The organism is Janthinobacterium sp. P210006 (assembly GCF_036231885.1).
Classification (GTDB): Bacteria; Pseudomonadota; Gammaproteobacteria; order Burkholderiales; family Burkholderiaceae_D; genus Janthinobacterium; species Janthinobacterium violaceinigrum.
Window position 1 is genome coordinate 98,801 of record NZ_JAZARD010000005.1, and the last position, 14,467, is coordinate 113,267.

The following is a 14,467-nucleotide window of genomic DNA, read 5'->3' on the forward strand; positions in this document are numbered from 1 at the left end:
GCTTCGCAGTACTCCCACTCGCTGAGTGGTGAATAATTCTTCGGGTTTTACACCCGCATCCAGTTAAGTAGCTTGGTCGATTTTTTTTCGGTCAAATACATTTGGTGCCATGTATTTGCATGGCGCTAGCGTTGTTAAAAGTCCTGAACCACAGCCTCTTTTAGCACGCACACGGCACCCCGGCACCGGCTTTGGCCATCCGCTGGTCACACGCGTGTCACCCCCTGTTTTCTGTCGCTCCCGTGCGCTTTTGGCGCCGTGGCGTAGCCGACGCAACAGGGTTTGCTGATTCCCGCCGCAAGCTGGCAGCTTGCTGGGTTTCATTCCATTCGTCAAATCGAGGGAGAACCACATCGTGGCAAAACAAATCATTATCGACCATGTGTTCAAAGTGTTCGGCGACAAGCCAGAAGAAGCACTTGAACTCGTCCGTCAGGGCGCCAGCAAGCAGGACATCCTGGCCAAGACCGACTGCACCATCGGCGTTTTCGACGCCACCTTTACCATTGAAGCGGGCGAGATCTTCGTCATCATGGGCCTGTCCGGTTCGGGCAAGTCGACCCTGGTGCGCATGCTGAACCGCCTGATCGAGCCCACCGCCGGCCGCATCCTGATCGACGGCAACGACATCAATACCTTGCCGGACGCCCAGCTGCGCGCCCTGCGCCGCAAGGACATCAGCATGGTGTTCCAGTCGTTCGCGCTGCTGCCGCAAATCACCGTGCTCGACAACACTGCCTTCGGCATGGAACTGGCCGGCATGCCCAAGGCCGAGCGCCATGCGCTGGCCCAGCAAGCGCTGGAGCAGGTGGGCCTGGACGGCTACGGCGCCAGCTATCCCGACGAATTGTCGGGCGGCATGCAGCAGCGCGTGGGCCTGGCCCGTGCGCTGGCCTGCGATCCATCGATCCTGCTGATGGATGAAGCGTTTTCCGCGCTCGATCCGATTATCCGTACGGAAATGCAATCGGAACTGCTGCGCTTGCAGCAAATCAAGCGCCGCACCATCGTCTTCATTTCGCATGACCTCGACGAAGCCATGCGCATCGGCGACCGCGTCGCCATCATGAAAGACGGCCACGTGGTGCAAGTGGGGACGCCGGAAGAGATCCTGCGCAAGCCGGCCAACGATTACGTGCGCAACTTCGTGCGCGGCGTCGATGCGGCGGCCGTCTTCAAGGCCAGCGATATTGCCCGCAAGAGCCAGATCGTCGTGTCGGAATCGCCGAGTCGCGGCTCGCGCGCCGCGCTGTCGATGCTGGAAGAGCAGGATCGCGCGTTTGCGTATGTCGTCAATCCGCAGCGCAAGTTCCTCGGCGTCGTCTCGGCCGATTCGCTGCGCAATGCGCTCGACGGCCACGTGGGTCCGCTGGGCCTGGCGCATGCCTATCTGCCCGACGTGCAGACCATCAATGCAGATGAGCCAGTCGCCGGCCTGTTCGGCCAGGTGGCGCAACTGCCTTACGCCGTCCCTGTGGTGGCCAACGACGGCAGCTTCCGCGGCGCCATCAGCAAGACAACCTTGCTGAAGTTCCTTGACCGCGATACGCCAGCCATTGCCGAGCCACAACAACAGAAAGGACAAGCATGAACCCAAGCACCGTTTCCACAGTAGAACCTGTTGTTGAACAGGCCGCCCAGATCAATCCCTGGGCACTGACGCCGCCCACCGACGCCAGCACCGCGTGGCTCGATGCCGCCGCGCCTGCCGTGCAGCCGGAACACGCGTCCGGCTTTCACCTGACGCAGATCTTCGACGGCTCGCTGCCGCTGGAAAGCTGGATCAACCAGGGCCTGGGCTGGGTCGTCGCGCATTTCCGCCCGTTCTTCCAGGCCGTGCGCGCGCCGATCGACAGCGTGCTGTCCGGCGTGGAAGGCGTGCTGCTGGCCGCCCCGTCGCTGACGGTGATCGCCATCATCGGCTTGCTGGCATGGCAATTTACCAGCCGCACCCTGGCCATCGGCACCGTGCTGGCGCTGCTGCTCGTGTCCATGCTGGGCATCTGGCCGGAAGCCATGACGACCCTGTCGCTGGTATTGACGTCGCTGGCGTTCTGCCTGGCCATCGGCTTGCCGTTGGGCATCTTCCTTGCCAGCAGCGACCGCGCACAGAATATTTTGCGCCCCCTGCTGGATGCCATGCAGACGACGCCTGCCTTCGTCTACCTGGTGCCCGTCGTGATGCTGTTTGGTATCGGGAATGCGCCTGGCGTGATCGTGACGATCATCTTTGCCCTGCCGCCGCTGGTGCGTTTGACCAACCTCGGCATCCGCCAGGTGCGTCCGGACCTGATCGAAGCGGCCCGCGCATATGGCGCCTCGCCGTGGCAGTTGCTGACCCGCGTGCAGTTTCCACTGGCCATGCCGTCCATCATGGCCGGTATCAACCAGTCGCTGATGCTGTCGCTGTCGATGGTGGTGATTGCCTCGATGATCGCCGTGGGCGGCCTGGGCCAGATGGTATTGCGCGGCATTGGCCGCCTGGACATGGGCCTGGCCACCGTGGGCGGCCTGGGCATCGTGCTGCTGGCCATCACCCTGGACCGCTTGACGCAGGCGATGGGCCAGCCACGCCGTGGCGTGCGCCACTGGTACCAGACGGGTCCCGTCGGTTGCGTGCTGCGCCTGGTGCGCGGCAACACGGAGAAAAATAATGTTGAACAGCAAGCTACGCTGGCCAACGCACAATAAAGGATACCCATGCATCAAATCGAACATTTTAAAGTGACGCAAAAATCGCAACGCAAGTTCCAGCTGTATTCCGCCCTGGCGATTGCCGCCCTGGCCCTGACCACCAGCCTGGCCATGGCGCAGACGCCGGCCGCCGATGCGCTGCCCGGCAAGGGCGTCAAGGTGCAGCCGCTGCAAAGCTCGATCGCGGAAGAAACCTTCCAGACCATGCTGGTCGACAAGGCGCTGGAAAAGCTCGGCTATGAAGTGCAGCCGATCAAGGAAGTGGAATACCCGACCGCGCATATCGCCATCGCCAACGGCGACGCCACGTTCATGGCCGTGCACTGGGACCCCATGCACAAGGATTTCTATAACAATGCTGGCGGCGACGCCAAGCTGTTGCGCACGGGCCAGTATGCGGGGCCAGCCGCGCAGGGTTACCTGATCGACAAGGCGACGGCGGAAAAGTACAACATCACGAATATCGACCAGTTGCGCGATCCCACCCTGGCCAAGCTGTTCGACCACGATGGCGATGGCAAGGCCGACTTGACGGGGTGCAACCCCGGCTGGGGCTGCGAAGCGTTGATCGAGAACCACATGGATGCGTACAAATTGCGCGAAACGGTGACGCACGTGCAGGGCAGCTATGCGGCCCTGATCGCCGATACCCTGGGCCGCTACAAGCGTGGCGAACCGATCCTGTACTACACGTGGACGCCGTACTGGGTCAGCGGCGTGCTGGTGCCGGGCAAGGATGTGATCTGGCTCAAAGTGCCGTTTTCGGCCAATCCGGACAAGGTGAATACCCGCCTCGACGATGGCAGCGATTACGGCTTTGCCGTCAACACGGCGCGCATCGTGTCGAATAAAGCATGGGCGGAGAAAAACCCGGCCGCGGCCAAGCTGTTCGAAGTGATGCAACTGCCCGTGGCCGACATCAATGCGCAGAACGAGCGCATGCGCCGCGGCGAAAATACGCAAGCCGATATCGCCCGCCACACGGCCGGCTGGATCAAGTTCCACCAGCAGACGTTTGACGGCTGGATCGCGCAAGCGCTGGCGGCAGCAAAGAAGTAAGTTTCAGCGCTACCCGGCATTGAAAAAGTGGCTACCGATTCGGTAGCCACTTTTGCGTTAACGACCTGTTTTGGTGGTTTTTCGTGAGTTTTTAGGCCATTTCGGCCAGTTTCAGGTGCAAAATGGGGAAAGGCTGGCCAAACGGATCGCGTTCCGAGCGGTTTTCCGCGATAAAGCCCAGGTGGCGGTAAAAGCCGTGCGCTTGCGTATTATGCTCGTTGACGTCGACGGCCGTGGCATGCAGGCTGCCGATGGCGTGTTGGACCAGGCTGCGGCCGGCGCCGCTGCCGCGCCGCTCGGGATGGACGAACAGCATCTCGATCTTGGCGTGCTCGACGCAGAGGAAGGCGTAGGGGACACCGTCGGCAGCGCGCAGCACGTGCAGCAAGCCTTCGGCGGCGACCCTGGCCAGCTCGTCGCGCACGAAGGGCATCAGGAAGGCGATATCGCTATCGGCGAGGAAATCGTGGGTGGCGCGTACGGACAGGTGCCAGACGTCGAACAAACGGGGCAGGTCGGCGGCGTGCGCCAGGGAAACCTGGGGAATCGGTGATGGTGTCATGCAGAAATTATACTGCCCCGGCAGGCGCCGGGGCAGGCGAGGGACGATCAGTCCTTCAGGTCTTCGATCAGGTCGATGTACTGCTGTTGCGCCTCTTCCTTCGAGGTGCCGGCCAGGGCCGCCCAGGCGTCGAACTTGGCGCGGTTGACGAAATCGGTCATGCCAGGACGCTCGCCCGTGGCGTCGCCGCTCGACGCTTGCTTGAACAAGGCGTAGATTTTCAACAAGGTCATATTGTCCGGACGCTCGGACAGGGTCTTGGAATCGAGCTGCGCTTGTTCGAATTGCTCTTGTAAACTCATGATGGCTCCTGTGTGCTGATGGAATCGCTGGAAAAGTGCGGCAGGCCCGGCGGAGTGGCCACCGTGCGTGCTGCAGTGCCTGACATCATAGTGAAAAAAGGGCGCCGTGCATTAGAGGACATACTCAAAACAAAAACGCCGCCGCTCGGTGACGAGGGGCGGCGCCTGGCGCGGTCATGCGAACGCGGCCGGTTTCTTATACGCCCAGCAGTTCGACGTCGAAAATCAGGGTGGCGTTCGGTGGAATCACGCCGCCGGCGCCGCGTGCGCCATAGCCCAGGGCTGCCGGGATGATCAGCTGGCGCTTGCCGCCCACTTTCATGCCTTGCACGCCTTCGTCCCAGCCTTGAATGACGCGGCCGGCGCCCAGCGGGAATTCGAACGGGTCGTTGCGGTCCTTGCTCGAGTCAAATTTCGCACCGGCGCTGCCGTCGTCGTTCTGCAGCCAGCCCGTGTAATGCACGACAACATTGTTGCCGGCTTGCGCTTCAGCGCCTTCGCCGACGGTGGTGTCGATGTATTGCAGGCCGGAAGCGGTAGTGGTGGTGGTCATGATAATCCTTGTGTAGGCGATGAAAGCTTCAGATTGTAGAGCAATGAGTTGCAAAGCGCCATTCCAGGCCCCGGACGGGGAAAAAGGGGCGATTACGGCGATGTGTGACTGTTGCTCGCATTTAAGGGGGGATTTAATACAAAAAATACAGTGTTCCACGTAAAATGCATGTTTTGTATTTAACAGTGATTTCTCCCATGTTCCGCAGTCTACGCCGCCTTGTTTTTTCCTCGCTGTGCCTGGTTTCCGCAATATCGACGGCGCAAGCCGAAGTGGTGGTGGTGCTCAATTCCCGTGATGCTACGGTGCAACTGCTGGACCAGAAAACCTACGCGCCCCTGTCCACCTTTGCCGTCGGCAAGGAACCGCATCATTTGATGGAGACGCCGGACGGCAAGTCGCTGATCGTCGCCAGTTCCGTCGGCAACGAGCTGATTTTCCTCGACCCCGTGTCGGGCCAGATCCAGCGCCGCATCAGCAATATCCTCGACCCGTACCAGATCGGCTTTTCGCCGGACCAGAAATGGTTCATCTCGAACTCGCTGCGCCTGGACCGCATCGACCTGTACCGCTACGACGGCAAGAACCTGACCCTGGCCAAGCGCATCCCGCTGCCGAAACTGCCCAGCCACATGGCGTTCACGGCCGACAGCACCATGGCCTTCATTACGCAGCAGGGCAGCAACCAGGTCAGCGCCATCGACCTGGCCACGCAGACGGTGAAGTGGACCATGCCCGTCGGCCCCGCGCCAGCCGGCATCACGATGACGCCCGATGGCAAGCATTTGCTGGTGGGCATCATGGGCAGCGATTACGTGGAAGTGATCGACTGGCGCACGCAAAAGACCGTCAAGCGCATCAAGGCGGGTGCCGGCACGCATAATTTCCGCGCGCTGGGCGACAACCGCATGACGTTTGTGTCGAACCGCGTGTCGAACACGATCAACATCATCGACCAGCAAACCCTGGAAAACGTGGGCACCATCAATGTGCCCGGCGGCCCCGACTGCATGGAAATCACGCCCGATGGCAAGACCATGTGGGTGACCTTGCGCTGGATCAAGAAAGTGGCCGTGATCGACCTGACCACGCGCAAGGTGATCAAGACGATACCGGTGGGCCGCTCGCCCCATGGCGTGTATTTCGCCACCCACTCGCCGCGCATGTGATGCGCCGTTGATGATGACACGCTTCATTTTCGCGGGCCACGCGCCCGCCATGCTGCTGTGCGCCAGCGCCATGTGGTCGCCCGCCCCCGCGCAGGCAACCGTGGCTGCCGCTGTATCTGCCACTGCAGCTGTCACTGCACCTGTCACCGCAGCTGCCAAAGCGTCTGCCGCCACGCCTGCCTCCGCACCTGTTACCCCTGCCGCTTCGTCAGCCCCGGCCGCCTGCAAGGGCACCATCTACATGACCTTCGACACGGGCAGCCAGTCGCAGGCGCAACTGATCGCTGACGTGTTGAATAAACGCCATGTGAAGGCAACCTTCTTCCTGGCCAATGAAAAGACGACGCGCGGCGACTATTCGCTGGACCCGTCCTGGGCGCCGTACTGGAAAGCCCGCGTGGCCGAAGGCCATGCATTCGGTACGCATACGTTTGACCACGTGTACTGGAAGAAGGATCTGGCCAACGGCTTGATCCAGGTCAAGCCTCAATTCGGCAAGGATGGGGGCAAGCTGGCCTCGTTTACGGATCAGCAATTCTGCGAGGAATTGCGCCGCGTCGATACGCGCTTCCAGGAACTGACCGGCCGCAAGCTCGACCCGTTCTGGCGCGCACCGGGCGGCTACACGTCGCCGCGCACCCTGGCGGCCGGCAGCGCCTGCGGCTACCAGCACGCGGGCTGGGCGCCGGCCGGCTATTCGGGCGATGAGCTACCCAGCGACAAGTATCCGAACGCCATGCTGCTGAAGAAAGCGCTGGCGAACTTGCGCAGCGGCGATATCTTCATTGCTCACATGGGCATCTGGTCGCGCAAGGATGCGTGGGCGCCCGCCAACCTGGACGCCCTGATCGCGGGCTTGCAGGACAAGGGTTTCTGCTTTGCCACCCTGCGTGAGCATCCTGCCTACGCGCAGAAGAAGGGCCAGCCATGATCGCCGCGGATATCGCCAGCGTCGCCATCGACACTGTCGTCGACGCCTTTGGCGTGGCGCAAGGCTGGCTGTTCCAGACCGTGGTCAATCCCCTCGTGTACCACCTGGGCTTTGGCGAATTCACGGAAGAGGCGTTCGAGGGCACGGAGTGGCTGTTGATCGGCCTGTGCGAGCTGGTGCTGCTGTTTCTCGTGCTGCGCCCGCTCGAAGCCTGGATTCCCGCGCAAAAGATCACGGATCCCCGCGCCCGCTGGAACGATTTCCTCTATACCGTGCTGCACCGGGTGGGCCTGTTTTCCGTGCTGGTCTTCTTCACGCTCGATCCGCTGATGGATGCACTGGCGGGCGCCTTGCGTTTCGACAATATCCACCCCTTGAACCTGGAATCGTTGTTGCCCGGCATCAGTCCCTTGCTCAGTTTTATCATTTATTTTGTGATACTGGACTTCGTCGACTATTGCTACCACCGGGCCTCGCACCATTTCGGCTGGTGGTGGGGCTTGCACAGTCTGCATCACAGCCAGCAAAACATGAACTTGTGGAGCGATGACCGCAACCACCTGCTCGATGACTTCTTGCGCGACGTGGTGATGGCGCTGGTGGCGCTCGGTATCGGCGTGCCGCCTGGGCAATATGTGCTGCTGGTGTCGATTTCGCGCATCCTGCAAAGCTTGCAGCACGCGAATGTGAGGATACACTTCGGCCGCATCGGCGAGCGGCTGCTGATCTCGCCCCGTTTCCACCGCACGCACCATGCCATCGGCGTGGGGCATGAGTCGAAAGGCAAGGGCAGCATGGGCGGATGCAACTTCGGCGTGGTCCTGCCAATTTGGGATATGCTGCTGGGCACCGCGAACTTCTCGGCGGGCTATGCGCGCACGGGCGTGCGCGACCAGCTGGCCCGCATCGACAGCAACGGTGTCGGCCGGCCGGGACGCAACTATGGCCGCGGCTTCTGGCAACAGCAATGGCTGGGCCTGCGCCGCATGGTGGAATTTGCAAGATTGAAACGAAAAGGACGCCGTTGATGCGTAATGTGTTGAATTCGTATGGCCGCGCCTTGCTGTCGCAATTGCACGGCAAGATACTGCTGCTGAGCGTCGTGCCCTTCATCCTGTCGCTGATCCTGTGGGGTGCTCTGCTGTATGTGGGCTTGCAGCCGCTGATCGACAGCCTGCATGCGCTGTTTACCGAGTACGATTTCTTCCGCACCAGCGGGCAGGTGCTGGCTACCTTCGGCCTGGGCGTGCTCAAAGCCGTGATCGTGCCCCTGATCGCCATGTTCATGCTGCTGCCGCTGATGATCTTGACGGCGCTCATTTTCATGGGCCTGTTCGCCATGCCGGCCATCGGCCGCCACATTGGCGGGCGGCACTTTCCGCAACTGGAAAAGAAGCATGGCGGCAGCCTGCTGGGCAGCGTCGGCACCTCGCTGGCCACCTTCCTGCTGTTCATCGTCGTCTGGGTGCTCATGCTGCCCCTGTACGCATTCCCACCCGCCGCGCTGGTGGGCCAGGCCGTGCTGTGGGGCTGGCTGACGTACCGCGTGATGGCGTACGACGCCATGGCCGATTACGCCAGCGTGGACGAGCGCCACGCCATCATGCGCACGCAGCGCTGGCCCCTGCTGGCCATCGGCATGGTCTCGGGCGCGGCCGGCGCCGTGCCCGGCATGCTGTGGATGGGCGGCGTGATGTCGGTGGTGTTCTTCCCCTTCCTGGCCGCGTTCGCCATCTGGCTGTACGTACTGATCTTTATCTTCACGGGGCTGTGGTTCCAGTATTACTGTCTGGAAGCACTAGCGCGTTTGCGGGGCGTACGCGGCATGACCGACGTGGCGCCGGCGGACGCCTGACCTTATTAATTGAATCGAACGAGGAAGTTCCATGGCTATCGGATTGATCATCATCGGCGACGAAATCCTGTCGGGCAAGCGGACGGACCAGCATTTCCCGAAAGTGGTGCACATGCTCAAGGCGCGGGGCTTGCAGCTGAGCTGGGCGGAATACGTGGGCGACGAGCCCGCCCGCCTGGTCGCCTTGCTCAAGCGCAGCTTCGCCAGCGGCGACATCGTTTTCAGCTTTGGCGGCATCGGCGCCACGCCGGACGACCATACGCGCCAGGCGGCGGCCGATGCGCTGGGCTTGCCTCTGGTGCTGCATCCGCAGGGCAAGATCAATATCCAGCAGCGCATCACGGAAATGGGCGAAGAGGCGGGCGTGCCGGCCGATTTGCACTCGCCGGAAAACCTGCACCGCCTGAAAATGGCGGAATTTGTCGAAGGCGCCGAGCTGATTCCGAATCCGTACAACAAGATTGCCGGCTTTGCCGTGCGCGAGCATTATTTCGTGCCGGGCTTTCCCATCATGTCCTGGCCCATGATCGAATGGGTGCTCGACACGCATTATACGCACCTGTTCAACCAGGTGCCGCATGCGGAACATGCCCTGCTCGTGTATGAAACGGCGGAATCGCTGCTCACGCCGCTGATGGTGCGCCTGGAAGCGGAGTTCCCGTTGATTAAGGTTTTCAGCCTGCCCAGCGTGGGCGACGCGCAGACGCGCCGGCATATCGAACTGGGCGTCAAGGGCGAGCCGGCGCAAGCGGCGGCCGCCTTTGCCGACATGTGCGCCACGCTCGACGCCATGCAGGCGGAATACACCACCATCTGAGGTGCTGCCAGCCCGGCGCCGGCGGCTTTTTTGCCGGCGTCCAGCCCGCCGTGCGTCTATGTACGCGAGCGTACATTCCAAGACGTTGTTTTTTTGCGAAAATCTTCAATGAAGCAAGATTTTTGTGCGCGCTCGTCAGTCGTTTTCATGCCGATGTGGTGGAATGGTGAACAGGGGCCTCGCGTGTCAAACGCGTGGTCGCCTGCCTGTGCAGTAGCGTGTTTTTTCGATTTACCGGTATGGACATCATGTTAAGCAAGCTTTGTTGTGACCGGCCCTGGCTGGCTCTCGTCTTACCCTGCGCGGAGCGGTATCGCTGCCGCATTTCCCGCGCCGTCCAAACCCAACCTTACCCCAGCATCCCATGAAAGACACAGGCGTCAATCTGGCCGCGCAAGAGCGGCCCCCATCTGATCCAGCTGCCGAGGCGCCGCCGCCGGCGAGCCCGCCGAAGAAGCGCCGTTCGCGCATCTGGCCCATCTTTGCCATCATTGTGCTGGCGCTGATTGCCGGCGTGGCATGGTTCGTCATGCGCGAAGTGCGCACCTCGGCCCTGCAGGCGGAATTTTTCACGCGCCTGGACCGCCAACTGACGTTCAAGGTCGAGCCCGGTCCCGCACCGGCGGGCGCCATCCGCTATCCGCAGCACGGCCCATATGACGAGCGGCTCGGCTATGCCAGCTTGCCGGACTTCATCACCAAGCTGAACGCGCGCGACTATGCCGTCACGGCGCAAGCGCGCATGTCGCCGAAGATGGTGCAACTGGTCGACCGGGGCATCTTTGCCACGTATCACGAGAAAAACCGCGCGGGACTGAGCATCCTCGATTGCCGCGCCGCGCCCCTGTTCGCGGCCAGCTATCCCGAGCGCATGTTCGACGGCTTTGCCGAAGCGCCGCCCGCGCTCGTGCAAAGCCTGCTGTTCATCGAAAACCGTGAATTGCTGGACCCGGGTACGCCCCAGCGCAATCCGGCCGTGGAATGGGACCGCTTGAGCAAGGCGATTCTGGACAAGGCGCTGAACCTGTTCGGCGGCCACCGCGGCGGCGGCGGCAGCACCCTGGCCACGCAGATCGAGAAATACCGGCATTCGGAAGACGGCCGCACCAGCTCCATGCAGGACAAGCTGCTGCAGATGCTGTCGGCCAGCCTGCGCTCGTACCAGGATGGCGAAAACACCATGGAAGCGCGGCGCAAGATCGTCGTCAATTACCTCAATACGGTGCCGCTGTCGGCGAAAAGCGGTTTTGGCGAAGTCAACGGCATTGGCGACGGCATGTGGGTCTGGTATGGCCGTCCGTTTGCCGACGTGAAGACTTTGCTCAAAGGAAATATGGACCAGCCGGGCAGTGCGCTGGCCTACAAGCAGGCGCTGAGCCTGTTGATCGCGCAGCGCCGTCCCTCGCATTACCTGGTGGCGGGCGGCGCCGACCTGGAAGTGCTGACCAACAGCCATCTGCGCCTGCTGGCGCAGGCGGGCGTGATTTCGCCGCAGTTGCGCGATGCAGCCATCGCCGAGCAGCTGCGTCCGTCGACGGCTTCGGGCGTGCAATCGGAAGCGTCCACCTCGTTCGTCACGCGCAAGGCGTCGAATGCCGTGCGCAACCACCTGGCCAGCATGCTGGGCGATCCCCGTTTGTACAACCTGGACCGCCTGGACCTGAAGGTGGTCAGCACGCTCGACGCGCAGGCGCAAAACGCCGTCACCAAGGTCTTGCGCGAGCTGCGCGACCCGGAAGTGGCGAAAGCGGCCGGCTTGACGGGCAAGGGCATGCTGGGCAATGGCGACCCCGCCAACGTGGTCTACAGCTTTACCCTGTTGCAAAAGGGCGAGCAAGCCAACTTGCTGCGCGTGCAAACGGATAACTTTGACCAGCCGCTGGACATCAACGAAGGCGCCAAGCTGGACCTGGGTTCCACGGCCAAGCTGCGCACGCTGGTCACCTACCTGGACATCATCGACCAGCTGCACCAGCGCTACAGCAGCATGGGCGCCGCCGAGCTGGGCAAGATTGCCGTCGATCCCAAGGACATGCTGTCGCAGTGGGCGATTGCTTACTTGAAACCATTGCCGCTCGGCGAGGCGCGCAACCTGCCCGCCATGCTGGCCGCCGCCATGGAGCGCAAGTATTCGGGCAACCCGGGCGAAGGCTTCTTCACGGGCGGCGGTTTGCACCATTTCGGCAACTTCTCCAAGCTTGACGACAGCCGCATCATGACGGTGCAGCAGGCGCTGCGCCAGTCGACCAACCTGGTGTTTGTGCGCCTGATGCGCGACGTGGCCCGCTACTACATGTTTTCGCGCCCCGATTCGTCGGCCTCCTTGCTGGCGGACGCGGACGATCCGCGCCGCGCCCAGTACCTGAGCCGTTTTGCCGACAAGGAAGGGCGCGAATTCCTGCACCGCTTCTACCAGAAGTACCGCGGCAAGAGCGTGGACGAGCAGGAAAAGATCCTGCTGGCCAGTATCCGCCCAACCCCCGTGCGCCTGGCGAACATCTTCCGCACCATCAATCCGAAGGGCACGGTGGCCGAGTTTGGCGATTTCCTCAACGCTAACTTGCCGTCGCAAAACGAAGTGCCGCCCGAGCGCGTGGCCAAGATGTACCAGCAGTACGCGATGGAAAACTGGTCCTTGGCCGACCGCGGCTACCTGGCCAATGTGCATCCGCTGGAACTGTGGATGGTGGCGTACTTGCGCCAGCACGAGGGTTCCACCTTGTCGCAGATGGTGGCGGCCAGCGAGAAGGAACGCCAGGAAGTGTATAAATGGCTGTTCAATACGCACCGCAAGCATGCACAGGACCGCCGCATCGCCAACTTGCTGGAAGTGGAAGGTTTCCTGGAAATCCACCGCCAGTGGAAGAAGATGGGCTACCCCTTCGATTCGCTGGTGCCGTCCTACGCGACGACCCTGGGCGCGTCGGCCGACCGTCCCGCCGCGCTGGCCGAGTTGATGGGCATCATCATCAACGATGGCGTGCGTAAACCCAGCGTGCGCATCGATTCCATGCATTTCGCCGCCAACACGCCGTACGACACCATGGTCAAGCGCAGTACCAAGGTGGAAGCGGAGCAAGTGTTGTCGCCGGACGTGGCCAAGGCCGTGGCCAAGGCCATCCGCGAAGTGGTGTCGGACGGCACGGCGAAACGGGCCAAGACGGCATTCGTGGGCGCCGACGGCGTGCCCATTCCCATGGGCGGCAAGACGGGGACGGGCGACCAGCGCTTCGACGTGTATGGCGCGGGCGGCCGCCTGATCGAGTCGCGCTATGTGAACCGTTCGGCCACGTTTGTGTTCAATATCGGCGAGCGCTTCTATGGCAGCATGACGGCGTATGTGCGGGGGCCGGAATCGAAGCACTACGATTTCACCAGCGCCTTGCCCGTGCAATTGCTGGTGTCCTTGGCGCCGAGCCTGATGCCGCTGATCGAGCCGCCTGCGCCAGCCGAAGGCGTGGCCAAGCAGTGCACGAATTAAATCGTTGCTGCAACTAAAAGCCGGCCTGAAGGGGCCGGTTTTTTTATGGAGGAGAGTGACGATGGACAGGACGCAGCAACTCTTTGCGCAATATCACCGTTTTGACGATGGGACGCTCGTATCATTCGGGCACGTGTATGGCCCCCAGGGCGTGCAGGCCGTGCGCATCGTCTTGTACGCGCGGAATCATGGGCTGGAAGGCAATGTCTGGCGCCAGGTGGCCATCACTGTGGGCGACGTGCGGGAAGTGCTGGTCAGGATGCCGGGCAACTTCATCAACCGCATCTGCTGCGGCGTGAAGCTGCTGCGTTTCGGCGACGTCTGGTGTGTCGATGTCGACGGCACGTATGCGCACGATGAGCCGGCGACCCTGGAAGAGGTGCGCCGCGATGGCGATTGCTACGTCATCGGCGGCACGGTCGAGGCAGTGGAGCTCGATTAACCGGCAAATTCTGCCGTCTTGCCGGCCAGGCGCGCGTGATACGCGGCGATGGCGGGGTAGTCGGGACGCTGCATGGGCGCCATCAGCCAGCGCTTGACGGACAGGCCCAGCACGATATCGGCCAAGGTAAATTGCTCGCCGCACACATACGCGCCCGTGCGCTGCAGCTGCTGCTCCAGGATGCCCATCATCTTGTTCCATCCGGCAATACCCGCCGCCAGCTGCGCCGCATCCTGGTGGGCGGGGCTGTGGCGTACCAGCGACATGAAGGCGTAGCGCCAGCTGTTGTTCAAATCGCCCATTTGCCAGTCCATCCATTTTTCCACTTCCGCGCGGGCGCGGGGCGCGCTTGGCAGCAAGTCGTCGCGGCCCGCCTGGGCGCACAGGTAGCGGCATATCGTGTTCGATTCCCACAATACCAGGTCGCCATCGAGCAGCACGGGCACCATGGCGTTCGGGTTCAGGGCCAGGAAGGCCGGGTCGTCCGTACTGCGAAAGCCGCTGCCCCAGTCTTCGCGTTCGTAGGGCAGATTCAGTTCCTCGCACGTCCACAGGACTTTGCGGACATTGATCGAGGCGGCTTTTCCAAGAATTTTCAGCAT

General features: G+C 62.1%; 14 protein-coding genes. 10 read left to right on the forward strand and 4 right to left on the reverse strand.

From position 1 onward, the window contains the following. Nucleotides 1-355: 355 nt before the first annotated feature. Genes proV through proX form a run of 3 tightly spaced genes read left to right on the forward strand, consistent with a single transcriptional unit; the run spans nt 356 to nt 3,753 of the window. The gene (proV, locus tag VPH41_RS23795) at nt 356-1,591 is read left to right on the forward strand and encodes a glycine betaine/L-proline ABC transporter ATP-binding protein ProV (protein ID WP_328571722.1); all 1,236 of its coding nucleotides are present in this window, start codon (nt 356-358) and stop codon (nt 1,589-1,591) included. Next, a complete protein-coding gene (gene proW / locus VPH41_RS23800) occupies nt 1,588-2,691 on the forward strand; it encodes a glycine betaine/L-proline ABC transporter permease ProW (protein WP_328571723.1) in 1,104 nt (367 codons plus the stop codon). The genes proV and proW overlap by 4 nt, the downstream gene beginning before the upstream one ends. Nucleotides 2,692-2,700: 9 nt before the next feature. Beyond that, a complete protein-coding gene (proX, locus tag VPH41_RS23805; RefSeq protein WP_287775783.1) occupies nt 2,701-3,753 on the forward strand; it encodes a glycine betaine/L-proline ABC transporter substrate-binding protein ProX in 1,053 nt (350 codons plus the stop codon). A 91-nt stretch (nt 3,754-3,844) separates the two neighbouring features. On the opposite strand, the gene VPH41_RS23810 is transcribed toward proX, so the two are convergent. The 3 genes from VPH41_RS23810 to VPH41_RS23820 all read right to left on the reverse strand — a co-directional run bounded on the left by VPH41_RS23810 (nt 3,845) and on the right by VPH41_RS23820 (nt 5,170). Continuing rightward, nucleotides 3,845-4,315 carry a GNAT family N-acetyltransferase gene (locus tag VPH41_RS23810; protein WP_328571724.1) on the reverse strand — a complete coding sequence of 157 codons (471 nt, stop codon included), beginning with the start codon at nt 4,313-4,315 and terminating at the stop codon, nt 3,845-3,847. 47 nt (nt 4,316-4,362) lie between these two features. Further along, the gene (locus tag VPH41_RS23815; protein WP_034782468.1) at nt 4,363-4,617 is read right to left on the reverse strand and encodes an acyl-CoA-binding protein; all 255 of its coding nucleotides are present in this window, start codon (nt 4,615-4,617) and stop codon (nt 4,363-4,365) included. Between the two features lie 196 nt (nt 4,618-4,813). After that, nucleotides 4,814-5,170 carry an FKBP-type peptidyl-prolyl cis-trans isomerase gene (locus VPH41_RS23820; RefSeq protein WP_034782471.1) on the reverse strand — a complete coding sequence of 119 codons (357 nt, stop codon included), beginning with the start codon at nt 5,168-5,170 and terminating at the stop codon, nt 4,814-4,816. Nucleotides 5,171-5,367: 197 nt separating this feature from the next. On the opposite strand from VPH41_RS23820, the gene VPH41_RS23825 reads away from it, so the two are divergent. The 7 genes from VPH41_RS23825 to VPH41_RS23855 all read left to right on the forward strand — a co-directional run bounded on the left by VPH41_RS23825 (nt 5,368) and on the right by VPH41_RS23855 (nt 13,865). Then, nucleotides 5,368-6,339, forward strand: coding sequence for a YVTN family beta-propeller repeat protein (locus tag VPH41_RS23825; protein WP_034760259.1), 972 nt, complete (start codon nt 5,368-5,370; stop codon nt 6,337-6,339). Nucleotides 6,340-6,349: 10 nt separating this feature from the next. Further along, the gene (locus VPH41_RS23830; RefSeq protein ID WP_328571725.1) at nt 6,350-7,270 is read left to right on the forward strand and encodes a polysaccharide deacetylase family protein; all 921 of its coding nucleotides are present in this window, start codon (nt 6,350-6,352) and stop codon (nt 7,268-7,270) included. Further along, complete coding sequence (locus tag VPH41_RS23835) at nt 7,267-8,298, forward strand: sterol desaturase family protein (protein ID WP_328571726.1); 1,032 nt, start codon at nt 7,267-7,269, stop codon at nt 8,296-8,298. Before VPH41_RS23830 ends, VPH41_RS23835 begins: the two co-directional genes overlap by 4 nt. Further along, nucleotides 8,298-9,125, forward strand: coding sequence for an EI24 domain-containing protein (locus VPH41_RS23840; protein WP_152281621.1), 828 nt, complete (start codon nt 8,298-8,300; stop codon nt 9,123-9,125). The genes VPH41_RS23835 and VPH41_RS23840 overlap by 1 nt, the downstream gene beginning before the upstream one ends. A gap of 31 nt (nt 9,126-9,156) precedes the next feature. After that, entirely contained in the window at nt 9,157-9,942 is a 786-nt protein-coding gene (locus VPH41_RS23845) for a competence/damage-inducible protein A (protein ID WP_328571727.1), read from the forward strand. Nucleotides 9,943-10,306: 364 nt separating this feature from the next. Next, nucleotides 10,307-13,423, forward strand: a complete 3,117-nt coding sequence (locus tag VPH41_RS23850; RefSeq protein ID WP_328571728.1) for a transglycosylase domain-containing protein — start codon at nt 10,307-10,309, stop codon at nt 13,421-13,423. A gap of 55 nt (nt 13,424-13,478) precedes the next feature. Further along, nucleotides 13,479-13,865, forward strand: a complete 387-nt coding sequence (locus VPH41_RS23855) for a hypothetical protein (protein ID WP_328571729.1) — start codon at nt 13,479-13,481, stop codon at nt 13,863-13,865. Here VPH41_RS23855 and VPH41_RS23860 read toward each other — a convergent pair. Continuing rightward, nucleotides 13,862-14,467 (reverse strand): glutathione S-transferase family protein, encoded by a 606-nt coding sequence (locus VPH41_RS23860; RefSeq protein WP_328571730.1) that lies wholly within the window; start codon nt 14,465-14,467, stop codon nt 13,862-13,864. The genes VPH41_RS23855 and VPH41_RS23860 overlap by 4 nt on opposite strands.